The sequence below is a fragment of the Photobacterium makurazakiensis genome (assembly GCF_050336715.1).
Taxonomy (GTDB): domain Bacteria; phylum Pseudomonadota; class Gammaproteobacteria; order Enterobacterales; family Vibrionaceae; genus Photobacterium; species Photobacterium makurazakiensis.
Genome location: NZ_JAKJSJ010000026.1, coordinates 62,282 through 89,244 on the forward strand (window position 1 = coordinate 62,282; position 26,963 = coordinate 89,244).

At 42.3% G+C, this 26,963-nt stretch carries 19 protein-coding genes; 9 read left to right on the plus strand and 10 right to left on the minus strand.

Features of this window, described 5'->3' with window-relative positions:
* From L4D09_RS13040 to L4D09_RS13050, 3 genes are all read right to left on the minus strand, one after another.
* The gene (locus L4D09_RS13040; protein ID WP_428457941.1) at positions 1-1,413 is read right to left on the minus strand and encodes an NfeD family protein; all 1,413 of its coding nucleotides are present in this window, start codon (positions 1,411-1,413) and stop codon (positions 1-3) included.
* Positions 1,414-1,533: 120 nt separating this feature from the next.
* The gene (locus L4D09_RS13045; RefSeq protein ID WP_428457942.1) at positions 1,534-2,139 is read right to left on the minus strand and encodes a response regulator transcription factor; all 606 of its coding nucleotides are present in this window, start codon (positions 2,137-2,139) and stop codon (positions 1,534-1,536) included.
* Between the two features lie 31 nt (positions 2,140-2,170).
* Positions 2,171-3,922 carry a sensor histidine kinase gene (locus L4D09_RS13050; RefSeq protein ID WP_428457959.1) on the minus strand — a complete coding sequence of 584 codons (1,752 nt, stop codon included), beginning with the start codon at positions 3,920-3,922 and terminating at the stop codon, positions 2,171-2,173.
* Between the two features lie 215 nt (positions 3,923-4,137).
* Between L4D09_RS13050 and dsrO the strand changes: the two genes are divergently transcribed.
* From dsrO to L4D09_RS13070, 4 genes are all read left to right on the plus strand, one after another.
* On the plus strand, positions 4,138-4,905 hold the full coding sequence (dsrO, locus tag L4D09_RS13055; protein ID WP_428457943.1) for a sulfate reduction electron transfer complex DsrMKJOP subunit DsrO: 768 nt from the start codon (positions 4,138-4,140) through the stop codon (positions 4,903-4,905).
* Positions 4,902-6,005, plus strand: coding sequence for an NrfD/PsrC family molybdoenzyme membrane anchor subunit (gene nrfD / locus L4D09_RS13060; protein WP_428457944.1), 1,104 nt, complete (start codon positions 4,902-4,904; stop codon positions 6,003-6,005). The genes dsrO and nrfD overlap by 4 nt, the downstream gene beginning before the upstream one ends.
* Before the next feature lie 16 nt (positions 6,006-6,021).
* Complete coding sequence (locus L4D09_RS13065; protein WP_428457945.1) at positions 6,022-9,114, plus strand: tetrathionate reductase subunit A; 3,093 nt, start codon at positions 6,022-6,024, stop codon at positions 9,112-9,114.
* Positions 9,115-9,242: 128 nt separating this feature from the next.
* Positions 9,243-10,331, plus strand: coding sequence for a transporter substrate-binding domain-containing protein (locus L4D09_RS13070; RefSeq protein ID WP_428457946.1), 1,089 nt, complete (start codon positions 9,243-9,245; stop codon positions 10,329-10,331).
* Between the two features lie 91 nt (positions 10,332-10,422).
* Here L4D09_RS13070 and viaA read toward each other — a convergent pair whose 3' ends face one another.
* Both viaA and L4D09_RS13080 read right to left on the minus strand, forming a co-directional pair.
* Complete coding sequence (gene viaA / locus L4D09_RS13075) at positions 10,423-11,871, minus strand: ATPase RavA stimulator ViaA (protein WP_428457947.1); 1,449 nt, start codon at positions 11,869-11,871, stop codon at positions 10,423-10,425.
* A gap of 14 nt (positions 11,872-11,885) precedes the next feature.
* Positions 11,886-13,541 carry an ATPase RavA domain-containing protein gene (locus L4D09_RS13080; RefSeq protein ID WP_428457960.1) on the minus strand — a complete coding sequence of 552 codons (1,656 nt, stop codon included), beginning with the start codon at positions 13,539-13,541 and terminating at the stop codon, positions 11,886-11,888.
* Positions 13,542-14,078: 537 nt separating this feature from the next.
* Between L4D09_RS13080 and L4D09_RS13085 the strand changes: the two genes are divergently transcribed.
* Together L4D09_RS13085 and L4D09_RS13090 are read left to right on the plus strand one after the other, a co-directional pair.
* Positions 14,079-14,948 (plus strand): GGDEF domain-containing protein, encoded by an 870-nt coding sequence (locus L4D09_RS13085; protein WP_428457948.1) that lies wholly within the window; start codon positions 14,079-14,081, stop codon positions 14,946-14,948.
* 72 nt (positions 14,949-15,020) lie between these two features.
* Entirely contained in the window at positions 15,021-15,842 is an 822-nt protein-coding gene (locus L4D09_RS13090) for a phosphate ABC transporter substrate-binding protein (protein ID WP_428457949.1), read from the plus strand.
* 46 nt (positions 15,843-15,888) lie between these two features.
* Here L4D09_RS13090 and L4D09_RS13095 read toward each other — a convergent pair whose 3' ends face one another.
* Positions 15,889-16,743 (minus strand): sulfurtransferase, encoded by an 855-nt coding sequence (locus L4D09_RS13095; protein WP_428457950.1) that lies wholly within the window; start codon positions 16,741-16,743, stop codon positions 15,889-15,891.
* Between the two features lie 153 nt (positions 16,744-16,896).
* Here L4D09_RS13095 and L4D09_RS13100 point away from each other — a divergent pair, with 153 nt between their 5' ends.
* A complete protein-coding gene (locus L4D09_RS13100; protein ID WP_428457951.1) occupies positions 16,897-17,889 on the plus strand; it encodes a lipid A deacylase LpxR family protein in 993 nt (330 codons plus the stop codon).
* Between the two features lie 70 nt (positions 17,890-17,959).
* On the opposite strand, the gene L4D09_RS13105 is transcribed toward L4D09_RS13100, so the two are convergent.
* From L4D09_RS13105 to L4D09_RS13115, 3 genes are all read right to left on the minus strand, one after another.
* Positions 17,960-18,784 (minus strand): DUF5718 family protein, encoded by an 825-nt coding sequence (locus tag L4D09_RS13105; protein ID WP_428457952.1) that lies wholly within the window; start codon positions 18,782-18,784, stop codon positions 17,960-17,962.
* A 206-nt stretch (positions 18,785-18,990) separates the two neighbouring features.
* Positions 18,991-22,143, minus strand: coding sequence for an efflux RND transporter permease subunit (locus L4D09_RS13110; RefSeq protein ID WP_428457953.1), 3,153 nt, complete (start codon positions 22,141-22,143; stop codon positions 18,991-18,993).
* A gap of 8 nt (positions 22,144-22,151) precedes the next feature.
* Complete coding sequence (locus tag L4D09_RS13115) at positions 22,152-23,267, minus strand: efflux RND transporter periplasmic adaptor subunit (protein ID WP_428457954.1); 1,116 nt, start codon at positions 23,265-23,267, stop codon at positions 22,152-22,154.
* 284 nt (positions 23,268-23,551) lie between these two features.
* Here L4D09_RS13115 and L4D09_RS13120 point away from each other — a divergent pair, with 284 nt between their 5' ends.
* Positions 23,552-24,490 carry a precorrin-2 dehydrogenase/sirohydrochlorin ferrochelatase family protein gene (locus tag L4D09_RS13120; RefSeq protein ID WP_428457955.1) on the plus strand — a complete coding sequence of 313 codons (939 nt, stop codon included), beginning with the start codon at positions 23,552-23,554 and terminating at the stop codon, positions 24,488-24,490.
* A gap of 94 nt (positions 24,491-24,584) precedes the next feature.
* On the opposite strand, the gene L4D09_RS13125 is transcribed toward L4D09_RS13120, so the two are convergent.
* Positions 24,585-25,067 carry a DUF1097 domain-containing protein gene (locus L4D09_RS13125; RefSeq protein ID WP_428457956.1) on the minus strand — a complete coding sequence of 161 codons (483 nt, stop codon included), beginning with the start codon at positions 25,065-25,067 and terminating at the stop codon, positions 24,585-24,587.
* 332 nt (positions 25,068-25,399) lie between these two features.
* Between L4D09_RS13125 and nagZ the strand changes: the two genes are divergently transcribed.
* On the plus strand, positions 25,400-26,404 hold the full coding sequence (gene nagZ, locus L4D09_RS13130; RefSeq protein WP_428457957.1) for a beta-N-acetylhexosaminidase: 1,005 nt from the start codon (positions 25,400-25,402) through the stop codon (positions 26,402-26,404).
* The last annotated feature ends 559 nt before the right edge of the window (positions 26,405-26,963 follow it).

Genomic DNA, 26,963 nt, shown 5'->3' on the forward strand with positions numbered 1-26,963 from the left:
TTATTCCTTACCTAGACCTATTGTTGGCTCTTTATCAAGAACAACGTCAAGAGATAGCCCTTTAATATTTGTTACCGTGACCTTTTGCCCTTTTGATAAAGGACGCAGACAATTTGCCTGCCAAATTTCACCGTCGACTAATACACGCCCTTGCCCCGGAAAACCGCTTACCACGGTCGCTTCTTGGCCAAGTAAAACTTCAACCCCTGTTGTGACAGGCTTGCGTCGAGATTTCAGCAATAAGGTCAGAATAACAAAAGTGAACAATGCCGAAACGGCGGTAAGTCCGACGATTAAAGGTATCGCGATTTGATAACCCGGCGTTTCTGTGTCCATCAACATGATCGAACCCAGAGCGAAAGCAACAATCCCACCAAGGCCTAGTACGCCAAAACTAGGGCTAAATGCCTCAGAAACCATCAGCGCAATACCTAACAGTATTAGACCTAATCCCGCGTAACTAACAGGTAGCATCTGCAATGAATACATGGCTAATAACAAGCATATTCCGCCCAGTACACCTGGTAATCCAACACCAGGGTTATAGAACTCAAGTAACAAGCCATAAATACCTATCAACATTAAGATATAAGCCACATTCGGATTGGTGATAACTGAAAGTAACTTAAACCGCCAATCTTGCTCACGTTCAATATAAGCGACATTGACTAACTCAATCTTTGATTCCAGCCCATTAATCATGACACTTCTACCATTAGACTTCGTAATCAAACTATCGAGGTCAGAAGCCATAAAATCTATCACATTTAATTCCAATGCTGCTTCAGCATCAATACTGGCAGCTTCCGTTACCGCAGTTTCCGCCCATTCTTCATTACGATCATGCAGTTTCGCCAACCCTCGAATATAAGCGCGTGCATCATTAATGACCTTTTTTTCCATCGCTGTTTTCGCTTTTACTTTTCCGTCATCTTTTGATTCTTCTGCTGTCGGCTCTTCCTTAGATTCTTTAGGCTCTTTTTTAGGGGCAAACGGGTTTGAGCCTGAGTCATCTGGCTCTTTACCCCCAGGAGCTCCTATTGAAACCGGTGTCGCCGCCCCCAAGTTTGTACCTGGCGCCATCGCAGCAACATGACTTGCAAGTAAAATATATGTCCCAGCACTTGCAGCCCTTGCACCTGCAGGGCCAACCCAAGTCGCAACAGGAATGGGAGATGTGGTAATTGCGCGGATAATATCACGCATGGAGCTATCTAAACCTCCGGGGGTATCGACTTTCAATACAATAAATGCGGCTTGTTCTTTATGTGCTTGTTCTATTTCTCGTGAGACATAATCGCTGGTAGCGGGACCTATCCCACCTTGAATACCAATCACCCAGACATCTTGAGCAATAGCACCAAAGCTCATAAACCAAAGAAGCAACGCGGCGCAGAAAGACGTGACTCTCATACATCCTCCTCTACCAGAGTCATGGCTAGTGGTGCACCACTTCACAACACACGCTATCACTCGTTAGTAAGATTCATGGAATTTCTAATGGTTTAAGCATAGTTCATTGAATGATTTGACTCATACCAATTGGCCATAGGTGTATGCCAACTCAGCCACCGTTCTCGCAGAGAACTTTTTCAATAGGCTTGCGCGGTGAACCTCAACAGTGCGCATCGCAATACATAACTTATCAGCAATTCGTTGATTACGATTACCCTCGACAATCAAGCGTAGTATGTCTTTCTCTCGTACCGTAAGCGACGAAAATGCTGCTCTGGCCACCATTAATTCCAGTTTAGAAGCAGAGACAATTTGCCCCTTTAGAATAGCTTGTGCCAGCTCATCACCTCGAACGGGTTTTTGAAAGAAGTTAACAGCTCCAGCCTGTAAAGCATCAACAGCCATGGGGACATCACCGTGACCAGTTAGGTATATCACGGCAAGTGGGCTCTCAGAATTATTAAGGATCTGGTGCACTTGCTGACCTCGCAACTTCGGCATGCGGCTATCAAGGATCACACAACCTGCCTGTGATATGTCAACGCTATCGAGAAATTGCTGACCATCTTCAAACGAAGAGACGTTAAAATCATGCTCTTCCAGCATAAATGCCAATGAATCTCTTACCGACTCGTCATCGTCAACAACATACACAGGTAATGTCTTTTCAGACTCTATTATCATGATGTTTACTCAATGTTTGGTACAAACTAGGTTAGTAAGGCAATGTGATAATCACTTCACACCCACGAGGCGTAATAGACTGGATTTGAATGTCACCGCGATGCATTTCTACCACATCACGGCAAATAGCCAGACCTAGCCCTAGCCCATCACTTTTGCTACTGACAAATGCTTCTGTGGGGTTTTCATTATCGAAAACTAACCCTGTGCCATTATCATGTACATGTATACACACCGTACCTTGTCGGTACTCAGTATGAATTTCTATTTTTGCCTGATAATTCAAGGTTAAAGATTGACGAGAGCGATGCTCAACACATGCGTCGATAGCATTATTAACTACGTTTACAATAACTTGCTGAAATCCAACCACATCGACTTCAACCGATACAACTTCGCCTTCTAACCGTCGACTTAACATCACATCTTGTTTTTGTAATCGGAAGTTCATGAGCTCCATCGTATCATCGAGAAGCTGTTCAATATTGCATAGCTGTTTTTCAACGCTCCGTTTTTTTATCAGCATTCTTAACCGACGGACAATGGCATCCGCTCGCTCCACCTGACTTTGAATTTTCTCAAAGACAGGGGCTATATCTTCATGAGGCCGCTTTTTAGCTAAACGCAATAGACCGCCCTCGCTATAGTTTCGAATCGCAGCCAATGGCTGATTGATCTCATGCGCAAGGCTACTGCCAAGTTCACCCACAATAGCGACACGCTGTGAATGTTCTAACTGTTCACTCTTATCTTTTAAACGGTGTAGGGCTTGTTCAAGCTCCTTTTTACTGCGACTAAATCGATACTCAAGCCAGAAATGATAGGCATTTAGCACAATAAAAAGGATAAATCCCCCCCAAACCCACTCCTGATGATTGCGTAACCACCGTAATGCCTCTTTCCACCATGCTTGTTGCAAAGGGTGTAGATCCAGCGCCTGATATAATTTATCGATCGACAGTAGGCTCTCTGGTGATGTCCACCCCGAAGCACCAGAAGCAATGGCGGCCGTGCTATCAGCAGGCATAGTTAACAATGCGCGAGAAATACTCTTCGCCAATGCAGAGGAGCCTCGCTCGGTTTTCGCAAAAGACCAGTTTGGATACAGTGGCGTTGACACCTGACACGAAAAATCATCAGAATGTTGTTGATTAAGAACTCGATATTTGCCGTCTTCCAACAACCCTTCAGTGATCATATTCTCTAACAAACAAGCCGGCACTACTGCCGCATCTACAGTATGGTCGCGCAATTGGTATAAGTTTGCATCAATAGGAAAACCGAGATATCGAACATCTGAAAAGAAATCATTTGGATTTAAGCCTTGCTGAGCGACCTGATAGCGAAGAGTCAAGTAGCCACCAAACGCCTGCTCTGATACAGCAGCCAACGGTAACCCAGATACGTCCTGAAAGGTTTGATAAGGAGAGCTGGCAAGTACAACAAGGGCTGAACCAATCGCATAGTTTGAGCTATCCGGCCTTCTACTCGTCAGGGTAGCAATCCAGGCAAGCGCGTATTGCCGCCCCAACCGAACAGCCTGTCCCGGATTAGTGAGTATGAAATCCATGGTCTGCTGCTTAACAGCATTGGTCATCCCCTCTAAATCCAAGGGATGAAGCACAAATTGTGCGTCTTCTACCTGTTGGTTTAACCAATGCATGGTTGGCTGCCAACGCTGCTCCGCAGAAAGGTTTCCGCGTATTGCCAGAACCCCCACGTCTATCGTTGTTTTGTCTTCAGCCTTTGCCTGCACAGTTAAAGATAATACCCCCAAGGTCATGACAAAAAACCATTTTTTCATGAATGAACACTTTTGCCTTGGCATGAACGTCTAACTCTTAATCGCTGTAATGACGACAGGATAACAGCATGCACGCCCTTTCCACACTTGTTTTAGATCAAGTTTGATTGAGGTATGTGGAAATCCACAATACCGAGTTTTAGCTGGTTCTCTGACAATAAAAACAAGCCCTTAATAGTCTTATCAGGTGAGTTATGGATTACACCAAACGACGTTTTCTGAGTGCAGTCACTGCCGGTGCTGCGCTGATCCCAGTTACAGGTATTGGAAGCGCAGCCGCTAGTACCGTAATACGGAACAACAATGAACCCGACCGGAAAGGCCAAACGGGTAAACGTTACGCTATGGTTATCGACCTGCGTAAATGTGTTGGCTGCCAAGCCTGTACCGTCGGATGCAGTATTGAAAACCAAGCACCAATCGGCCAGTTTCGCACGACGGTAAAACAATACGAAGTTGCACTTGAAGATGGCTCATCGAGTACCAAAGAGGTTAAGTCTTTCATGCTGCCACGGCTGTGTAACCACTGTGACAACCCACCGTGTGTTGCCGTTTGCCCTGTTCAAGCAACCTTTCAGCGAGAAGACGGCATTGTTATGGTCGATAACAGTCGCTGTGTCGCATGCGCCTATTGTGTACAAGCCTGCCCTTACGATGCGCGTTTCATCAACGAGGAAACATTGACCGCAGATAAATGTACCTTCTGTGCCCACCGCCTAGAAGCTGGGTTACTGCCTGCATGTGTTGAAACATGCGTTGGTGGTGCACGAGTGATTGGCGATCTGAACGATCCGAACAGCGAAATTCGCCACCTTATGAATGAACATCAGGATGATATTAAAGTACTGAAACCGGAAGCGAACACCAAAGCACATGTTTTTTATATCGGCATGAATGAGCGCTTTACCAGCCATGTTGATGGTCAACCCGCAATTTACGAACCTCTAGGAGAGCAGGCATGAACATAACTGAAGTGCTAGTCCCACCTCAAGCCATTGCATGGCTTCCCTGGGCGGTTCAATATTTCTTTTACATCGGGTCAGCCTATGCTGCGGCGATTTTATTTTTTATTGCTTTAATCTTTCAGAAGCAGACCAGCCATCAATTACGAGCGGCACTTGTTCTGACTGTTGCTATCAGTGCAATAGTTGGCCCCTTAGCTTTAACAGGTGACCTTCACCAACCAGGGCGCGCTTGGCATTTCTACGCCCACTTCACTCCTTGGTCATGGATGTCGATGGGCGCAATATTCTTGCCAATTTTTTCAGGATTAGCGATTGCAACTGCATGGCTTTATCTTCGCGACGATTTAATCTGCTTGAAAAATAGCAAAAGTAAATTCTTTCAAACACTATCAATGTTGTCATTAGGCAACTGGAAAACCACACGTAAAACCATGATCTCTATGGCAGCTCTTACGGTCATTTCAGGCCTAACAATCGCAACCTATACAGGTGCTGAAATTGCAATCATAGAAGCCCGCCCTCTATGGCATCAGCCTGCCTCACCTCTTCTTTGGTTTACAACCGCATTTTTAGGTGCCGTTGGCTTTACTCTGATCATTTGGTTTATGTTGCCAGCAAAATCACAGCAAAACACCCTGACTTACTCTGATCTTCGCTTATTAAAACAGACTGTCATTCTAAGTAGCATTTCAGCTTTGCTGCTTATCCCTCTTTGGGGGACAAATAACCCAACATTTTCTCTCTATTCTGATAGCCAATGGCTAATCAACATCAGCCTACTTTCTATGGTTTTATTGGGCAACATTTTACTTGCCGTAATAACGCTTCGTGAAAACCACCGAACTGCCAGCCTCATTTTGATGTCTTTCATCACGCTGTGCAGTGCATGGGCTATACGCTGGATAACCATCATGGAAGCGCAGACCATACCTAAATTCGACGTCGGCCCCTACCCGTATGAATTACCGATGAACAGCACTGGCCTACTAGGCATTCTAGGTATGTTGGGGCTATGGATAGCACTTGCCATGATCGGCTCTGAGCTTATTCAGTCCAAAAACACACTGTCACCCCAAGCCTCATTTTCCGAACACTAATTAAGAAGGTTTCACCATGGATAACAAACGCCGACAAATATTGAAATCAGGTTTCGCAATTGGTGGTTTAGGGGCATTTTCCGCTGGTTACACAACAACAACTAAGCACATGATGGAAGGTGTAATTGAAGGTACAGCAGGCCAAAAAACCAAAGATATTCATCACGGTAATTCACTTGATCCTGAATACAAAGTCAGTGATCACGGTAATCTTGTATTAAACCCAAACCAACGTGTGGCACCTTCTATGTGTTTCGGTTGTTGGACATTGTGCGGCCTTCGTGTACGAATAGACAACCACAACGATGAGATTCTACGTATTAGCGGTAATCCCTATCATCCACTTTCTCATCAAGAACATATACCTTTTAATACGCCAGTAAAAGAGGCATATCTTGGCTTAACTGGGGATGCAGGGTTAGAAGGCCGTTCGACTGCTTGCGCTCGTGGTAATGCCATGCTGGAAATCCGCAACAGTCCATATCGCATAACTCAACCGCTAAAACGCGTGGGAAAACGTGGCGAAGGACGATGGGAGCCGATTAGCTACGATCAGCTAATCAATGAAGTCGTAAACGGCGGAGATCTCTTTGGAGAAGGCCATGTCGATGGCCTACATGCAATTCGAGATTTAAATACACCTGTCGATAGTCAAAACCCTGAATATGGGCCAAAAGCCAACCAACTTTTAGTCACCAATGCGGGTAACGAAGGTCGTGACGATATTCTAAAACGCTTCGCGTTTAATAGTTTTGGCACCCGAAACTTCGGCCATCATGGTTCATATTGTGGCTATGCGTTCCGAGCTGGTAGCGGGGCATTTATGAATGATTTAGACAAGTTTGCTCACCTAAAACCCGACTTCGATAATGCTGAATACGTCATTTTCATCGGTATGTCGCCAGCACAGGCTGGCAACCCATTTAAACGTCAAGCTCGCCAACTGGCAAAAGCCCGTACCGAAGGCAATCTGGAATACACCATAATTACGCCAACTTTACCGGCTGGTTCATCAAGTTTGGCATCAGGCAATAACAATCAATGGGTTCCAATTAAACCGGGTACCGATTCAGCATTAGTGCTGGGGATGATCCAATGGATTATTGAAAACCAACGTTACAACCAAACTTTTCTTGCTCAACCGGGCGTCAACGCAATGAAAAAAGCGAGTACTGCACACTGGTGTAATGCAACCCATCTGGTGATCAGCGATGAAAACCATTCACGTAACGGTAGCTTTCTTCGTGCATCTGACGCAGGAATGCCTTTCAGCGGTGATGCACAGTCAGACACCGACCCCTATGTGATCATCGATGCCAAAAGCGGTGATTTAGCCTTACATACGCAATCAAACGAAGCATCACTGTTTGTAGACCGTGAGCTAACACTTAATACTGGTATTATTAGAGTTAAGTCTTCCTTGCAACGCTTAAAAGATGAAGCGTTCAAGTACGACTTGGCATTTTATAGCCAACAATGTGGGATCCCTGAAGCACAAATCATTGAGCTTGCTAAACGCTTTACCAGCTATGGGACAAAAGCCGTTGTCGATACCCACGGCGGTAACATGCACAGCAATGGTTTCTATAATGCATTTACCATTGTGATGCTCAACGCCCTTATTGGTAACATCAATATGAAAGGCGGAGCAATGGCGAAGGCTGGAGGGTATCCAACTTCCGCTAAAGGCCCTCGTTACGACTTCACCACATTTAATGGTAAAACAGCACCGAAAGGCGTTTTCCTTTCTCGTAGTAAATTTCCATACCACAAAACCAATGAGTATAAGCGCCGCATCGCTGCCGGTGAGTCCCCATACCCAACTCGAGCACCGTGGTATCCTATTTCAGCACCGTTACTAACTGAGCATTTATCAGCAGCGATAGATGGCTATCCGTATCGTGCGAAAGCATGGATAAACCACATGGCAAACCCAATATATGGGGTTCCAGGGTTAAAAAACCTGCTCGAAGAAAAGCTGAAAGATCCTAAGCAGTTAGGTTTGATTATCTCAATTGATGCGTTTATCAATGAAACAACTGCACTGTCAGACTATATCGTGCCAGACACAGTCACGTATGAAAGCTGGGGCATGGCAACACCATGGCATGACGTGCCAACAAAAACGGTGACTGCTCGCTGGCCAATCGTTGAACCTCGTACCGATAAAACCAATGACGGCCGAAGTATATGTTTAGAGAACTTCCTCATTGATGTGGCAAAAAAGATGGAGCTTGGTGGTTTTGGAGAGCAAGCAATCCAAGATCGCAACGGTAATTGGCATAGTATCCACAACGCTGAAGATTTCTACCTTCGTGCTGCTGCCAATCTTGCCTATGTGAACGATGGCGTGCCAGAAGTATCGGCTGAAGACATCATGTGGTCTGGGCTAGAGCGTCTTCTGCCTGCTATGCAAAAGGTATTAACCAATGAAGAGCTTAATCGTGTCTCTTTTATATTTGCTCGAGGTGGCCGCTTTGAGGACGCTTCAAAAGCCTACCAAGGAGAGCTTATGAAATATAAATGGGCTCGACCAGTCGCTATATGGAATGAAAAACTTGGCACATCTATAAACACCATGACTGGAGAGCTCTACAGTGGTTGCCCAACTTGGCATCCACAAAAACTGTGCGATGGAACACCTATTGAAGAACATTACCCGGCAAACGAATGGCCGTTTAGCCTGACAAATTTCAAATCAAATATCCATAGTGCCGTGTCTAACCTATCCCCTCGTTTGAACTCGATAAAAGGTGTGAATCCAGTTTATATCCACCCAACTGATGCTAACAAAAACAGCATAAAAACAGGTGACGAGTTTATTATCGAAACACCAAGCGCCAGTACAAAGGCGATAGCAATGGTTTTGGAAGGCGTGATACCTGGCACACTTGGCTTTGAACATGGATTTGGCCATACCGAACTAGGGAAACGAGCTCATTGGATCGGTGACAAACAACAACCCATCAAGGCCAGCAATAAAGATGGCGTAAATATTAACGATATAGGATTAATTGACCCCACCCGTGAAGGTAAAGGGGTCATGCTTGATTGGGTCGTGGGAGCCGCAGCTCGCCAGTCTTTACCGGCAAAAATCCGTAAGGCTTAAAATGATTTATCCCCCTGTTATGTCAGGGGGATACCTTCCCTTAAACAGCGGGTGATCCAGATGAACAGTAGTGAATATTAAATGACGCTTATACTTTCCCTATAGCGTTACCATTGTGGAGAGCAGTAATGATTAAAATAATCACCCGTAAATCTATTGCTATCTTCACGTTGCTATACAGTTTTATTTTATTCTCTACTTCGGCTTATTCGGCCTCAAAGATCAATGTGGGTAGCTACAACTGCCCGCCTTTTGTGATTGAGCATAACGATAAATCCTATACCGGATTAAGTATTTTGCTGTGGCAGAAAATTGCACAAGAGCTGCAATTGGAATACACCATCAGTAATCATGAACTGCAAGAGCTACTCGATGACGTCGCCACCGGCAACATCAACATTGGTGTATCATGTATATCTATTACGCCTGAGCGCGAAGAGGTTCTCGATTTCTCACACTCTTACTATGAAACCCACCTTGCAATTGCCGTTAAACGGCAAGGTTACATTGCCTCGCTAAAAAGCCTGTTTACCAATACTAAACTGCTTATTGTCTTAGCTTTTGTCTTCGTTGCAGCATCGATTGTAGGTGGGATTTATTACCTGCTTGAACACCGGCTAAACGATAAGCTGTATTCAATGCGTTCATCGAAAGCACAAATGATTGAGGGGTTCATTCTCGGGCTGTTATTTATTACAAAAGGACCATTTAATTATTTTGAATTTAAAACCCTCCCTGGGCGAATTTTGACTGTGATATTAGCCATTTTCACCACCTTCTTTATTGCTAGTATTACCGCGGTATTGGCCAGTACATTCACTTTAGGGTTGTTAAATAGCGATATTAAAGGTCCAAATGACCTCGCAAACCTCACTGTCGGAGCGAAAAAAGCATCAACATCTTCAGAGTTTCTCGTAAACCAAAGCATTGTTCATCGCGATTATGAAGATATTGAGTCCTTGTTAACGGCATTGGATAACGAAGACGTTGAAGCGATTGTGGCTGACGATGCAGTATTAAAATATTTAATTAAAAAATCAAAAGAAAGCGGACAATATGAAGATTTAACTGTTTTGCCTTACAGGTTTGAGAAACAAAACTATGGTTTGGTTATTGAAAATAATAGCCCATATCGTGAACAGTTAAACCGTGCACTGCTCAAAATTAGACAAAGCCCTGAATGGCGCCAAGCCTTACATGAATACTTTGCAGAATAAGCAATATATAAAGCAAAAAAAATAAAAAAAGGACGAACCTAAGGTTCGCCAAAGCTAAGACAACTATAATGGATTTTATTAAATCAGCCGTTTATCTCCACTTTAATAAGCGCCCGAGTTTAGATGGATGGTAAGACCAACAATGATCAAATATGGTCATTAATTCTGGATTTCCGTATTTTGATAAGTTAACCGCATGAAAACGATTTTTATGCTCTTTCAACTTAGTAATACGCTTCATCATTTCTTCTGGTTGCGATGGTGCAATAAAATCAGAAAGCACCACTAAATCTGCGTTCTTATACTTTTCACCACACATCAAATCGATCGACTGATCCAGAACAGGGCCTAAATCAGTACCACCATGAAATGAGTACGATAGAAAGTTTAAAGCTTCACTAAGGCCATCTTGTTTTGTAAGCTCATACGTTATTTGCTGGGTCGAAAACATAATCACATAGCAGTCACGGTCTTCTGCTAATGCAATTTGCATTAACCCATAAGCCAGTGCTTTCGCACATTGCTCTGGAAAACCATTCATCGACCCAGACGCATCAATACAAACAATGAACGGACCTTTATCTTGCTCTACCTGTTTTGTTTGACGTTTAAATGCTTTCACTCGTCGTAGCTTACGCTGAGCGCCTTGCATTCGGTAATTCAATAATCGTTTATCAACTAAATGCTTATAGAAAACAACTTCCAACTCTGGATAAGCTAAAAACATGGCCTCATTAGGTAACAGTTTTGATAGATCATCACTTTCATGAATCCCAACAATATCATCCGTGACATTATCACTCTGTTCTTCAACCATTTTTAAATCTTCAGAACGAACTCGTTCTTTATTTGGGTCATCCACTTCATTGGCCATACGACCTAACTTCTCTGCTATTTCTTGCAGACCATTATTTTTCTTTAAAAAAGTGGCAATCGACTTGAGCGTAGTCACATCGCTCTTTGTTAATTTGGCTTTGGCCATATCCCATAAACGGCCCGCTTTCTTTTCATCACCAGCTTCTGTTACCTCTTCCATCTGGCGCATTGTTTCAATACGTTGATAAAGGTCAGCCAATAATTTCTCTTTATGCTGCTCAAGCTCGTTTAGTTGAGCTTCTGTTAGAGCCTGAGTTAAATGTTGGCTCCATTGGTGACAAAAATAACTTTGAAACATAGGATTATGTTTTTGTAAATCACGCTCAAGCAAGGTCTTGGCTTTAAAATAGAACGCTGAGTGCCCTTCTAGTTGTTTCACAACTTCATGCACATGCTCATCAAAATAATCCCGATCCCAATTAATCACGTCTTGATGAAGTTCAATTTCTTGATGGAAGCGCTCTTCGACGCTAACTTTTGTGATCCTTCTCTGTACCTGACCTCGCCACTTCAAAATCTGACTTTTCATCGCCGACTTTATCCCAGGGTTAGACTCAGCCGCCACAATAAGCTGTGGGCGCATCATCATTTCATGTATTGCATTATCAATGATGCCAGATTCCGCTAGCATCATAGCAAGGTTGAGTCCTTCAGAAACTGGCATTGGACACCCCTCTATTAAGCAAAGTATTCAGATAAATGAGTGATTCGAAAAACACTCTTATCAATAGTTAATTTTAACTCATGTACAGAATCAGAGGCTGTAGATAAGCTTTGCTCGATCAACTCGGGTAAACGTGGGTCGATGAAGTTATGCGGCAATGCCCCATGAAAGCTACTCTTCGATATTTTTAAATTATGCTCAGCATCAACAACTTTTGAGGATGCATCTTCAGCGCAAGAGAGCCAACGCTGCTGCAGCTCGGGGGTAATCCCCTTTTCTCCAGCAATACCGACTAACACAGAGCGATTAGCAATATCTTTAATCACTAAACGTAACTCAGCATCAACTTCAAACTGAAGTCGGCATAAATGCGTATTTTTGTTCACGTAGCCATAAATATCACATTGGCCCGTTTTGATTTTCTTCTCAAATTCATCACCATCAACATACACCCAACGACTATCGCCATTTTCTTTCTCTGAAACCGATGGGTTCTGTTGTAGCATTACAAGCTTTATCATTTTAGCGTTATGGTTAACGTTATAACGCTTAGCGCTACTGAAGTCGTACTTATACCACTCTTTACGCATCATACTTTCACGGCTAAATGTTAAACACAGCTCACTAACGACTTCATGGTGTACTTCATCAATAATTCGTTGAGACTCATTAGCATCGAACTGAGAAGCCTCCTGATTAAACGCTTTCTGAACAGCAAAATCATTGATGATAGATCGAATAACATTACGAGATTCTGGGCTATGCCACATGCAATCTTGTAACAGAAGTAAATCAAGAGGATTGATTGCATCACGAGCATTATAGAAGGCACTCGCTTTTAGCAAGCGCACCGATTTTTTCCAACGGCGATCTGATATATATAGTTCACTTTCCGAGTCATCCGAAACATCAGATTCATCCGAACGCTTCTCGATCATTGCTTTGAGTTGATAAATTTTTTCAAAAATACTTTCTGATAATTTAATCTCATCAATATGAGACTGCCAATTGTCGTACTCTTCATCTGTAATGGCTAACCCCGGCTCTAGCTCTTGAATGGCCGGCCCTTCTCCCATTAGCATCGCTTTAAAGTTTTGCTTCTCTTGAATTCGATTAACGAATACACGTACTAACATCCGGTCGTAGAGTGCTTCTAATCCGCTGTCTTCTTCTGGTAATTCATTCGATGCCGTAATAAGTAACCGCATCGGAACAGGTAACACCTCTTGACCATTTTTAAACGTTCGTTCATTAACAACTGTCAATAAGGTATTCAATATAGCCGGTCCTGCTTTCCAAATTTCGTCGAGGAAAACAACTTGTGCTGTCGGTAAATAGCCGTCAACTAAGCGGACATACTTACCATTATCTTTTAACTCTTGAATGGATAATGGGCCAAACACCTCTTCTGGCGTAGAAAATCGCGTCATTAGATAATCAAAAAATTTGCTGTTATCAAACGCCTGAATCAATCTTTTGGCAATTAAGCTTTTGGCAATTCCCGGAGGGCCCAAGAGGAATACACTCTCTCCGGCTAATGCGGCAAGAAGGCATAGTTTGATGGTTTCTTCTCGCTCATAAACGCCATTTGAAAGCGCTTTGATTAATTTCTGAATCCGTTCAGAAACCAGCGCTTTATTCGGCTGTGTATTTTTTGCCATTGTCAGCATACTTCCGACCTCTTTAGTTGCCATATCCATGTGCTTCAGCACTATTATTTAGGATAGACATAAACCCCTAAATGTTACAATGATGTGAACTGAAATATTTTGTTACACTCCTTATATATCAAACACATCCATCACGTTCCACTGCACAAACTATGATTCCATTTTTGAGACGTACTTAACACTATCAAGAACCGATTTCAAAACTAAAACGACAAGGATCAAGTTTTTGTTTGTTTCCTGCTATTAGCCTAACTACAAACACACTATTTTTGTAAAAAGAAGAGCAAATATTCATCGGTGATTTTCCATTCCAGAAAATGATTATTCTGTCTCAAGAAATAAGAGAAGAAGGAAGCAGGGAAACAAAATATAAATGGGTAGAATAGCCACTCGAGTCACTATTGACACGAGCAGGCTAAATATGTGCAAAAGAAAAAGATCTAAACATTACTTCTAATCATGACTTTGTAAACACATTGTTTAACACCCGTGGCTCTGTAACTATCAAAGAAATAGCCATAATTACAAGTATCAATCATGAGTACATTATCCCAACTTCCTATTCGCCTAACTGCCATTGTGTGTATAGGTATATTGCTTTCAGCACTTGTACCCTCTAATGGCCAACTTGAAAGCTTCATATCAATCCTTACTTTAGTGCTCATTTTTATGTTACTGAAAGAAGACTTCGGTAAAGGAATGCGCAGCTGGCTACTGCTTGCTCTAGGGACATATTCAATTGGTGTAATCGCTGATTTATTGGATGAAATACCAGAGCTTGATAATCATTGGCTTATTGATTCTACCGACGATATTTTCATGCATATCGGTGTGTTCTTAATGTGTTTTTGTTTTATCAAAATGCTGCACCAGCGTCGTGATTTAATCACAACATTACACACACAAATAGATCGCTCCCGACAATTCGAAGCAGATCTCAGCCGTTTAGCACTAGAAGATGATTTGACTGGATTACAAAATCGCCGCTCTCTTTTTCGTCGATTCGATAAAATGGCCATTAATTTACAACGAGGTATTTTAGCCTACATCGATCTTGATAACTTTAAGCAGGTCAATGATAAGTTTGGTCATAAAGTCGGTGATGAATTACTCGTAGATATCGCAAAGACATTAATACAAACAGCACCTACTGGTAGCCAAATATATCGAATTGGTGGTGATGAGTTTGTTATTTTACTACCAACAGAAGATAATAATATATGCCAAGTGTGGATATCAAATTTATATGATGCAACTGCACAAAAAAGGCGCTACTACAATATTGACTTTAGTGTAGGGCTATCACCTTATTATCCTGGAAACCTCAGTGACCCTGACTCAATTCTAGCAAAAGCTGATAAAGAGATGTATCTGGATAAAATAAGTAAACCATTAGCCCAAAGCTAATACTAATTTTCACAATACTGTAATATTATAGTCATAAAATAGCGCGTTATTTTCTGGTTTATTTGGAGATCTATGATGTTAACCAGGACTACCTTATGCGCACTCATTGCGACATTATCATTTGGCGTTCAAGCAAAAGAAACCGTAACAGTTACTGGCTCAACATCTGTTAGCCATGTTGTGGAAATATTGGCAGAAACCTACTCTACAGAGCACAACAACACCCTTATCGCCGTTCAAGGTATTGGCTCATCAGCTGGTATTGAAGCCGTAAAACGTGATGTAGCGGACGTAGGCATGAGTTCACGTTACTTAAAAGTCGAAGAAATTAAACCTGATGTGCAGACTGTCACGATTGCCCACGATGGTATCGCACTTGTTGTTAGTAAAGATAATCCTGTCGATAATCTAACTAAAGAGCAAGTCTCTAAAATTTATCACGGTGAAATAAATAACTGGAAAGACGTTGGTGGCCCAGACTTAAAGATGGCCGTTGTTAGTCGTGAAAATGCATCAGGTTCGCGCTTTTCATTCGAAGACTACATGGGGTTAACCCAACAAATTAAAGATAAAACAGTTTCTGATATTAACCCGCAAGTGCTAGTCGTTAATACAAACGGTACTGTAAAGAGTTTAGTTTCACGAAATAAGCATGCGATTGGTTATGTTTCGCTAGGCTCTATCGATGACTCTGTAAAAGCACTTTCTTTTGACGGTGTACCTCCAACCCTTGAAAACCTAGAATCAGGTAAATATAAAATCTCCCGTCCTTTCTTAATGCTATATAAAGAAAAGAAATTAAAAAATTCAGCTAAAGAATTTGTTGATTATGTCATGTCGACATCAGGCCAAAGTATTATTGAAGAACGCGGTTATATTCCAGCAATTCAATAATTCTATTTTAAAGGCATAGTGTTAACTATGCCTTTTTTTAGACTTGTTATACCACTGGGTATTTTAACTTTTGCCCCCACTCTGTCCACGAACCATCATAGACCGTCAGGTTTTTTCGTCCCGTCAATTCTGCAGCAAGAGCAAGGATACATGCGGTAACGCCAGAGCCACAACTAAAAATATGCTGCTCATTAACATCACTTAGCGCATCAAATCGCTGGGATATTTGTTCTATTGGCAGAAAACATCCGTCAGAAAGTGAAACTAACTGGCTGAAAGGTAAGCTTTTCGCCCCTGGCATGTGCCCACTTCTGACACCTTGTCGAGGTTCTGGCTGTGTGCCATAAAATCGAGCGGCTGGTCGAGCGTCAAATACTTGCGTACCCGATGTTTCTAAGCGAGCATTCAAAGAATCAGCATCAATGACCCAGTTCGGTTGTAATGTTGCACTAAATTCCCCCATATCAACCTCTGTAGGTTCACCCGTCTCGAGTTCAAAGCCTGCCGCTAACCAAGCTGGTAAACCGCCATCAAGCACGGCTACATTATTATGCCCCATCGCTCTGAACATCCACCACGCACGGGGAGATGAAAAAATGCCGTGTGAGTCATAGATAACGACCGTATTCTTTGAGCTCACCCCCAGCGCTGCAACAGACTGAGCAAATAGTGCTTCAGAAGGCAGCATATGTGGTAATTCAGAATCAGGATCGGCAATCTTCTTATCAAAATCAAAAAAGCGCGCCTTCGGTAAACGCTTTTCTTGCCATTCTGCTTGCGCATCTCTTGGCGAGTTAGGCAAAAACCAACTTGCATCTAGTACAGTAAGATCCGGGTGATTGATATTTTCAGCGAGCCACGACGCTGATACAAGTGGAGATGAAAGTTGAATTTCCGACATTCTGGTTCCTTACGTTTTGTTTAAACGATCATCACAAACTTTTACGTTTAATTTCGCAATATCACTAGCGATGATTCCTGTCATTTAGATATGATGATAATCATGCCTAAAGAGTTGGCAATTCATCCTACTTGTTTTATCAAAGGATTGTAAATGAAACAAATTTTTACTGCATTTATTGTTTGCTCCTCTTTTTTATCCTCCCCATCACAGGCTTACAACGCTGGCAGTATTTCTTTTTCAATGGACAATGACGGTATTGTTGGTACCGACCAAAATTACACTAACGGTATCTTCTTAGAATTTAGCTCCGCAGCGACTCCAATGCTTGATATCTTAGGTCCAACGCCAATTAGGCAAGTTGCATCAGTATTACCCTTTTCAAGCAGCACACAAAAAGGCTGGAATTTTCGATTTGGTCAACAAATGTGGACGCCTGAAGACATAGAAGCCACTGGGCCACTTGCCGACGAGCGCCCTTATGCGGGTTTGCTGTTTTTTGAAACTGGTATTTATCAGTACTCTCCATCTATTGCAGATAAGTACAGTGTTATGATCGGGTTAGTCGGTCCGAATGCAATGGCAGAAAAGAGTCAAAAGTTCATTCATAGCATCGTTGGCTCAGACGAACCTATGGGCTGGGACTACCAAATAGACAATCAAGTCGTTTTTAATCTTGGCTATGAAGGTCACCGGTTAGTCACTCGTCAACGTGCATTTCTAATGGACGAATATGACGTTAGTGGAATTGGACGCATAAATGTTGGTAACTATCAGAGTGAGGTTGCTGTTGGCGGTGCTTTCCGTTGGGGTAATAGCCTTTCAGGCAACTTTGGTACAACAGGCTTTACCCCTGGTAAATTCGTTGATATTAGTGTGTTGTCTACCAGCGCTTCTGGCTATTTCTTATTTACGGGTATAGAAGGACGATACCGCTTTAATGATATTACCATTGATGGTGATCGCCCTGATGGCGTACCGGATACAACCGTTGAAAATTGGCAAGCAACAGCTGTTTTGGGCGGAGTGTATTATCAACCTAAATGGGGCATCAGTTTAAGTTTTGCAACAAGTACTCCAGAGTTTGAAGAAGATCCACACGGTTCAAGTTCAGTAGGGTCACTAGAGCTTTTCTGGCGCTTGTAGTGAATAAACTTAAAGGCACTGATTGAAACCAGTGCCTTTTTATTAATAACGGCTGTTATTTCATTTAGCGCTAAGCGACATCTTGAATCAAAGCAGAAATACCATCTTGAGCAAACTCTTGCTTATTTGCCATCTCAACGATCTGCTCAGGTGTGTATAGGTCACCGTCATACACCACAACCATACTCACATCACCCGATTTTAGGAATGTTGTTTCTCCATACTCGGTATAACGTGTCGCACCAATACTGATAATAGTTTGTGCCGGATAATTCGCGTTAGCTAGGTGTGCCGCAATATCTTCTGTTGGCCCAACATCTTGCTGATTGTTCATTCGGTCAACAATCCAATTCAATAGCTTTTCATGAAAGTAGCTATAGCCAATCACAGGGCTATCTTCACCGTATCGAACGACATGGTCATCACGCTTATGAAAACTAGCAATCCTAAAGCGATCCAGTGTTCCACCTTTAGTCAACGCATCTAATGCAATCAATTGAGAAGAAATGCCTTTCGTTTTAGGTCCCCAGTTTTTCTTTTCACTGATTTTTTTTGCATTCGGCTTACGAATAGAGCAATCATTATAAGCTGCAAACTGACTTGGTGTGATTGAAACAACACGCTTACCTTCGTATTGAATATCACAAATTAACGCAACTTCTGGTTCGATCTGAAGGTTATCAGCATCATTCGGCGGAAGGATCGTATCAGTTGATAGTGGAAACGTGGAAAGGAAACCTGCTTTTTCTGAAGGAATATAAAAAGGGAAAATAGCTTTAGGTTGCACAGCTTCCTGTACTTCAACGGCAAGAAAGTCTTTTGCTTCTCCTGCTTGCTCAAGGTGGCCGGCAAAGTTACCCGCAACACCAAAACCAATCATATTTTCATAGTTCATTACGTGACTCACTATACGACTTAATTTAGTARGCTTTTATTGTATATCAAACCCTATAAGTGTTTGATCAATCTAGATCAAATAGATTGTTTTTTGTGTACCAGAACAAGAAAATAATGAACCCACTCCCCCGCTTTTTAGAGTGTTTAAAACTCGGCAAAAAAAAAGCTCCCGTAGGGAGCTTTCTATTTTAGGTTCAATCTAACTTATTCATCATCTAATGGGATGAGCTTAGTTGAGCCACCGTGGAATTTTTCACGACGACGCTGAACTAACGCAAAGAAGCCAGGGATCAAACATGTACCTGCCAACAATACGCAGAGCAGACCACCTGTTAGTGAGATACCCAACGAGTTTTGGCTGATATGGCCAGCGCCTGATGCGAAGATCAAAGGTAAAATACCTAAGATAAACGACCAAGAGGTCATGTTTACTGCACGGAAACGTAATTTACCACCGCGAACAGCAGCTTTCTCAATATCCAGCTCTTTCTCTTCACGTTCAATTTTGGCAAATTCTACAATCAAAATGGCATTCTTAGCAGCCAAAGCAATCAAGAGAACAAGACCAATTTGCGCATACAGGTTCAAAGGTGTACCCGTAATCGTCAGTGCCAAGAATGAACCGAGTGTTGCAACAGGTACAACCAAAATGATCGCAAGAGGAATACTCCAACTTTCATACTGCGCAACCATGAACAAGTAAATGAAGATCAAAGCAAGTGCAAACGCATAAATTGCTTGGTTACCCGCTTTAACTTCTTGGTATGCCATACCAGTCCACTCATACTGGTAGCCTTGAGGTAGTACTTCAGCAGCAACACGTTCCATTGCTGCAATTGCATCACCACTCGAATAACCAGGTGCAGGATTACCCTGAATAACCGCAGCACGGTACATGTTATAACGCCATGCAACATCAGGTTCAAATACTTGCTCTACCGTTGTTAACGTACTTAGTGGGATCATGTCACCAGAAGCAGAACGTACATGGAATCGTTCAAGTGCATCCAAGTTATCACGATAATCACTATCAGCCTGAACCGTTACACGGAAGTTTTTGCCATACAGAGTAAAGTCGTTCACGTACATGGAACCTAAGTTACCCTGTAGCGTTTGGAAAATCTCTGTTAGAGGAATACCCAGTTGCTTTGCTTTAACGCGGTCAACATCAATATAGAAATGCGGCACATTTGCGCGGAACGTACTGAAAGTGAATGCAATTTCAGGTTGCTGATTAGCAGCCTGAATCATTTCACCCATAACAGTAGCCAAATCTGTTCGGCTACGACCTAAGGTATCTTCTAGGACAAACTCAAAACCATCAGCTGCCCCCATACCTGGAACCGCTGGTGCACCCATCGCAAATACAATCGCCTCAGGCAATTCCATTGCAGCACGGCCATTTACACGGTTTGAAATAGCAAAAGAGGAATGCTCTCCATCCATTGCATTTCGCTCATCCCAGTCTTTTAGCTTAATAAACAGAGATGCGCCGTTAGAAGCCGCAGCACCCGTTAAGAACGCATAACCGTTTGCTACCGTAATACCTTCAATTCCCGGTTCGTCAGCAAGAATCTCCTGAAGCTTAATCGTAGTTTCTTCAGTACGAGATAACGAGGCAGAATCGGGCAACTGAACGTTAACTAGCAAAATACCTTTATCTTCCGTTGGAACAAATGCCGTTGAAGTCGTTTTTGCTAAATACGTTACAGAGCCAACCGCAAGAATGAAGAATGCCACCAGAATGGCTGATTTACGAACAAGGAAGCCCGCAATAGAACCATACTTTAAGGTGACTTTATCAAGACCGCGGTTAAATACACCAAACCAACGCGTTACATTACCGCCACCTTGCTTAAGTACAAGAGTACATAAAGCCGGAGATAGCGTTAACGCGTTTATCGACGAGATAACAACCGAAATACAAATTGTTAGCGCGAATTGACGATACATGATACCGGTAATACCTGGCAGCATTGCAACGGGTATAAATACCGCTAACAGTACCATGGTAGAAGTAACAATCGGCCCTGATACCTCTTTCATCGCAATCAACGTTGCTTGCCGAGGTGTCAGGCTTGGGTCACGCTTCATGTTGGTATCAACTTGCTCGATAACGAGTATCGCATCATCTACCACGATACCGATGGCCAGAATCAAACCGAACAGCGTAACGGTATTAATGGTAAACCCTGCCGCCAACATGATGGCAAAAGTACCAATTAGCGAAACAGGTATAGCAACAACCGGGATCAGCGTTGAACGTACACTACCCAAGAACATATAAGTTACAGCGATTACCAGCAAAATAGCCTGGATCAATGTAATAACAACGCCCTTGATCGACTCAGCAACGAACAATGTTGTATCGTAACTTGTTTCGTACTCCATCCCGTCGGGGAAATCAGCACTCATACGATCAAGCAAATCCATCACCGCCTGGCCACTTTCCAATGCATTCGCATCAGACTGGAGGTTTAGTGCAACGATAGAAGCTGGCTGGCCACGGAACATACCGTTACCGCTATAGAACTTCTTACCCAGTTCTACACGAGCAACGTCTTTTAAGAAAACAACTGAGCCATCAGTATTCGCACGTAGAATAACGTTTTCAAATTCTTCAGCTGTTTCCAAACGCCCTTTCGTAACAAGGTTAAACTGTACTTCCTGTGCATTGTTAAATGGAGGAGCACCAACCTGACCCGCAGCAACCTGGACGTTCTGCTCAGCAAGTGCGGCATTAACGTCAGATGTGGTTAAGCCAAGGTTAGCCATCTTCTCAGGGTTAAGCCAAACACGCATTGCGTATTCGCCACCACCGATAACATTAACTTCACTGATACCAGTTACGCGAGCTAGCTGATCTTTTACATTTAAATTAATGTAGTTAATCAGGAACTGGTCATCATAATGCCCATCAGGAGAATAGAAGTTCAATACCATCAATAAGTCAGGAGAACGTTTCTTAACCGTTACACCAACCATACGAACTTCAGCGGGTAGCTTCGATTCAATTTGGGATACACGGTTTTGAACATTAACCTGAGCCATATCTGGATCAGTACCAATATCAAAAGTAACGTTTAGGCTATATGAACCATCGTTTGCACTTTTAGAAGACATGTAAATCATGTTTTCTACGCCGTTCACCGATGCTTCAATAGGGTCAGCGATTGCCTCTTCGACAACCTCAGCACTCGCACCTGAGTAAAAAGCAGTTACACCAACGGATGGCGGACTAATTTTCGGATATTCTGCGACTGGCAAATTAAGGACAGCAATAGCCCCAGCCAACGTTAGAATAATTGAGATAACCAGCGCAAATTTTGGGCGCTGGATAAAAAAGCGGCTTAGCATCTAGTTACTTACGCCTCTGTGTCTTCAAGTCGAACTGTTACACCGTTACGAACACGCTGCAGACCCTTCGTTAACACCACATCATCTTGTTCAACACCTTCAGAAATGATGATACCGAACTCTGTTTGTGGACCTAGAACAACATTGCGTCGTTCAGCAATGTTATCTTCAACAAGTACCATCACAAAATCACCTTCTAGATCACTTTGTACAGCACGACGCGGAATAACAATGCGTTGAACAGGTTCTTTCTCACGCAAGAACACTTGAACATGTTGACCTGGTAGCAACGCTTTTTCTGGATTAGGGAAACTGGCACGCATAGCGATAGTACCTGTATTCAGATCAATACGGTTACCAATGAAATCGACTTCACCTAGGTGTTGATATTCTTTGCCGTTCGTTAACGTTAATACCACTTCAACACCATTATCGCCGTCACCTGCACCATCTAAGGTATCAATACCTAAATCAAGGCGTTGTCGCTCACTAACATTAAATGACGTTTGCATCGGATCTAGGCTAACAAGTGAAGTCAAAATACCCGTACTTGGAGAAACCAAATCACCAATACTTACCTTGCTATCACTTACACGACCAGTAAATGGCGCAACAATTTTGGTGAAAGACAAGTCAATCTCTGCAGACTTAAGCTGCGCTTTCGCCGATTTTAATTGAGCTTCTGCATTTAGTTTTTCAGCAGTAAGACGATCGTACTCAGACTGGCTAATGCTTCCTTTAGGTAGTAGCCTTTCACCACGTTTCCAATCTAAATTGGCACGTTTAAGAGAGGCGTCTGCCTGAGAAATTGAAGCACGAGCGCTTGCTACACGCGCTTCATAAGCTGCGGGCTCAATTTCAAAGAGTAGTTGCCCCTTCTCAACCATCTCACCTTCTTGAAATGAACGTGACTTTAGGTAACCTGAAACTTGTGCTGCAATTGCAACATCTTCCATCGCTTCAGTTCGACCAACAAATTGCTTTCCTTGCTGGTAATCAATAACGGTTACTGGTTGAGCAGCGACCAATGGGCTCATTGGTGCAGATTGTCCAGATAACTTATCGCCACAACCAACAAGCAAACTAGAGCTTATCAGTGTTGCAATCATAAGTTTTTTATTCATTTCGCCGACCATATGTAATATGTATATAACTAGAAATTGCTAACGCAAAAACCAAAAAAAAGTAAAATAATTCAAGAATTTTTGTAGTGTGACAAAACTAACACTTAGCCTTTAATACAAGCTGAACAGTGTGCAGCTGAAAATAAATACTCAACGCAACCGTGTCTAATATGTTTAAATGTTTCCCGGTTATGTTTTTTGTATAATGCATAATAATTGCTTCTACAAGCCCTTACAAGTCAGAAGCTTGTAACAACAATGATATTCACAGGAAGTATAAACAAATGGACTATTTCCCCGTTTTCTTGTCACTAAAGAATAGAAAAGTAGTAGTTATCGGCGGTGGAGAGGTCGCATGTAGAAAAATCGACCTTTTACTGAAATCAAATGCGGACATAACCGTTATTTCGCCTATGATTCACCCTCACCTATCCAAACTAGAAAAGAATGGCGCTATTCAATGGGTAAACAAAAAATATAACTCTACTGATATCAACAAAGCGCACCAAGTATGGGCAACAACTGATGACCCTTCACTCAATCATCAAGTATTTAGCGATGCAGAAGCACTAGGTATATGGACAAATGTCGTTGATGATCCAAACCACTGTCACTTTATCACCCCATCAATGATAGATCGCAGCCCAATTCAAGTGGCGATATCGAGTGGCGGCGCATCACCTGTTTTAGTTCGATATCTAAGAGAAAAGCTCGAGACTCAACTACCGCAAAACTTAAGTCTGCTTGCCCGCTATGCAGGCGCGCAACGTAGCCGTATAAAGCAGCATTATGGCACAGTCGATGAACGTAGGAAGTTTTGGGAGGTTTTCTTCCGCCATCCTGCCGTTGAAGTAGCTCAAGATGAGGATTCTCTGGAACGCGTATTTACCTCTTTACTGCAAGAGTCTGAGCAGCAACTTGGTGGGTTGTATTTAATTGAAACAGGCGATGATCCTGAGTTACTCAGCTTGAAGGCACTGCGTTTAATGCAGCAAGCAGAATTTGTGTTATATCCTGAAGGGAATGACGATATTTTCGTTGACCTGTGTCGTCGAGATGCAGATCGCACCGATTACAATACTAATAATTTACAAGCTCAAGTAGAAAAATACCTACAAGAAGGCTTGCGAGTTTGCCTATTGGCAAATAAACAGCATTCTGAAGCTGTATTAGCACCTTTCAACATTCCGCAGCGCAATGTTCAATATGTGCCTTGCCTATAATCAGCGATTATAAACAAGCCTTATCGTGCTCATTAAGCAGATTGTAAAAAGCCGCGACAAACGCGGCTTCTTTTCGTTTCTTTGGATATTAGCTCTATTGCTCTGTCGCGAAGCAAGGCGCTTCAGACTTTGATAGTTTTTGCTGTAGCCATAATCCAGATGACTTCATGATGTAGCCGAATACAACGCCCAAGACGAGTGACGGTATTACCAACTGCCAATCACCATTTGAAGCAAATGTGGCACAAGAGCCGATAAATGTACCCGGAATGAAGTTTAGCCAAGATTGCTTTGCCTGCACACACATAAAGAAAGCGATAATAGCGGTAACAACATAACCTATAATGTCGATGCCGACTAATGTTGACAGTTTTATAATAAGCATGGCCCAAAACACACCACTTAAATTCGTAGCAATACTCAGCCCAACGCCCTTTAAGCCGTCTTTGGGAGAAGCAAAATACGTTGTACAACCAAGAAACCCAGCCCAACTCAGCAAGCCTAAAGAAACAGCAACCCAGCCCCAAATACCTGAAAGAATGCCAGTGGTAATGGCGATTGCAACTAATACAGACATGATATCTTCTCGTTCTATCTCAATGGAAACAGTGTAATTGAATAATTAAAATATTTTCAAGATCACGATCACACCTACAATGCATGGGTTGCAACTTTTAACCTAAAATGCAGATCGGGATCACATAAAACTCAGTTTTAAACTTTATTGCAACACTATAACAAAGTTAACACCTACATTTCATTTCAAAAGAATCAACACCAAGTTTCCCTAGGGAAACAATTATAAGCCTCCATCACGAAATAGAAGAGGACAGCATCGTTTAAACAAACTTATGAAAGCAACTTAGGTATACTAGACATAACTAAATGGCCGTATCCCAAGGAGAATTCATGGGTCCTTTAATGCTCGATATTTCCGGTTATGAACTTGATGCAGAAGATCGTGAAATTATTCAACACCCAACAGTGGGGGGGATCATATTCTTTGCCCGAAATTATCATGATCGCAAACAGCTTAGGGCGTTAACAAAAGAAATTCGAAAAACGGCTAAACGGCCTTTTCTTATCGCTGTCGATCAAGAAGGTGGTCGAGTTCAGCGTTTTCGTAATGATTTCACCCTGCTCCCTCCTGCTAAAGCTTTTGCTAGCCAAAAAAACGGGGTTGAACTTGCCCATGATGGTGGCTGGTTAATGGCAGCAGAATTATTAGCCATGGATATCGATCTTAGTCTTGCACCCGTTCTCGACCTCGGTTTTGACTGCAAAGCAATTGGTGATCGCGCATTTTCAGATAACCCGCAAGATGTGGTTACCTACGCCAGTGAGTTTATCAAAGGAATGAAACAAGCAGGTATGGCTACAACGGGAAAACACTTCCCTGGCCATGGTGGTGTCATTGCTGATTCGCACCTCGAAACCCCCGTTGATCCAAGAGATAATATAAAAGCACACGACATGTTCGTGTTTAAGTCACTCATTGAACAAAACTTACTTGATGCAATGATGCCAGCGCACGTCATTTTCGATAATTATGACGACTTACCTGCAAGTGGCTCAGAGTATTGGTTAAAGCGCGTCCTTCGACAAGATTTAAGCTTTAAAGGCGTTATTTTCTCTGACGATTTAAACATGAAAGGGGCTGACGTTTTAGGAAGCTACAGTCAAAGAGCGATTTCTGCCCAGCAAGCTGGCTGTGATATGGTTATGTTATGTAACAACCGAGTTGGTGCAGTTCAAGCACTGGATGGATTGCCTCAAACGCAAGTTTCGCAACTCAGAACGCTATGTAAAGCTGTAACGGGCGAATACAACGATTTGATAAATACTCGTAAATGGCAAGAAACAGAACAGCGTATATCTCGACTTCACCATGAATGGCAAGAACAACAAGCTTAGTCATAGCACATCAGCTGCTGCTTTTATCCGAATTATGATTTACAGCCAGAAGTAACAATCAATATCAAATTTGTTTGATCGGCGATAAATCCAAACAGTAAACGCAAAAAAGCCAAAGAAATCGACATTACTGTCTATTTCTTTGGCTTCTTGAAAAATTACTTTAAAACAAAAGCCCTAGTAGCGCCATTGTTATAAAGAATCTCGCGAATAATCAATATCTTTACAGCATTTCTTTTCTTTAAAAATAACAAACACCGCGCCGACAATGAAAGCAATAACGAGTAACGTTTCCATATCCAAATACCTATAAGACACTGATTAACTGAACTTTATTTAAAAATCAAACAATATGTATGACCTAAATAAAAACCAACAACCAGTCACAATTTGAAACAGTTATTGGATGCGGCATAAGATAACCTAACTGTACTTTATTTGCACTAAAAAGTTACTGAAATGTGATAAAAAAAGTATTCCACTAAAAAATGCAAGTGAACAGCAAATTTCTTACAGTTAATCCTAGAAATGACCTTACATTTAATTAATTCTAGTACCT

Coding starts and splice junctions, on each gene's coding strand:
- L4D09_RS13040 (WP_428457941.1), bottom strand. CDS start 1,413: ATGAGAGTCACGTCTTTCTGCGCCGCGTTGCTTCTTTGGTTTATGAGC.
- L4D09_RS13045 (WP_428457942.1), bottom strand. CDS start 2,139: ATGATAATAGAGTCTGAAAAGACATTACCTGTGTATGTTGTTGACGAT.
- L4D09_RS13050 (WP_428457959.1), bottom strand. CDS start 3,922: ATGACCTTGGGGGTATTATCTTTAACTGTGCAGGCAAAGGCTGAAGAC.
- dsrO (WP_428457943.1), top strand. CDS start 4,138: ATGGATTACACCAAACGACGTTTTCTGAGTGCAGTCACTGCCGGTGCT.
- nrfD (WP_428457944.1), top strand. CDS start 4,902: ATGAACATAACTGAAGTGCTAGTCCCACCTCAAGCCATTGCATGGCTT.
- L4D09_RS13065 (WP_428457945.1), top strand. CDS start 6,022: ATGGATAACAAACGCCGACAAATATTGAAATCAGGTTTCGCAATTGGT.
- L4D09_RS13070 (WP_428457946.1), top strand. CDS start 9,243: ATGATTAAAATAATCACCCGTAAATCTATTGCTATCTTCACGTTGCTA.
- viaA (WP_428457947.1), bottom strand. CDS start 11,871: ATGCCAGTTTCTGAAGGACTCAACCTTGCTATGATGCTAGCGGAATCT.
- L4D09_RS13080 (WP_428457960.1), bottom strand. CDS start 13,541: ATGCTGACAATGGCAAAAAATACACAGCCGAATAAAGCGCTGGTTTCT.
- L4D09_RS13085 (WP_428457948.1), top strand. CDS start 14,079: ATGAGTACATTATCCCAACTTCCTATTCGCCTAACTGCCATTGTGTGT.
- L4D09_RS13090 (WP_428457949.1), top strand. CDS start 15,021: ATGATGTTAACCAGGACTACCTTATGCGCACTCATTGCGACATTATCA.
- L4D09_RS13095 (WP_428457950.1), bottom strand. CDS start 16,743: ATGTCGGAAATTCAACTTTCATCTCCACTTGTATCAGCGTCGTGGCTC.
- L4D09_RS13100 (WP_428457951.1), top strand. CDS start 16,897: ATGAAACAAATTTTTACTGCATTTATTGTTTGCTCCTCTTTTTTATCC.
- L4D09_RS13105 (WP_428457952.1), bottom strand. CDS start 18,784: ATGAACTATGAAAATATGATTGGTTTTGGTGTTGCGGGTAACTTTGCC.
- L4D09_RS13110 (WP_428457953.1), bottom strand. CDS start 22,143: ATGCTAAGCCGCTTTTTTATCCAGCGCCCAAAATTTGCGCTGGTTATC.
- L4D09_RS13115 (WP_428457954.1), bottom strand. CDS start 23,267: ATGAATAAAAAACTTATGATTGCAACACTGATAAGCTCTAGTTTGCTT.
- L4D09_RS13120 (WP_428457955.1), top strand. CDS start 23,552: ATGGACTATTTCCCCGTTTTCTTGTCACTAAAGAATAGAAAAGTAGTA.
- L4D09_RS13125 (WP_428457956.1), bottom strand. CDS start 25,067: ATGTCTGTATTAGTTGCAATCGCCATTACCACTGGCATTCTTTCAGGT.
- nagZ (WP_428457957.1), top strand. CDS start 25,400: ATGGGTCCTTTAATGCTCGATATTTCCGGTTATGAACTTGATGCAGAA.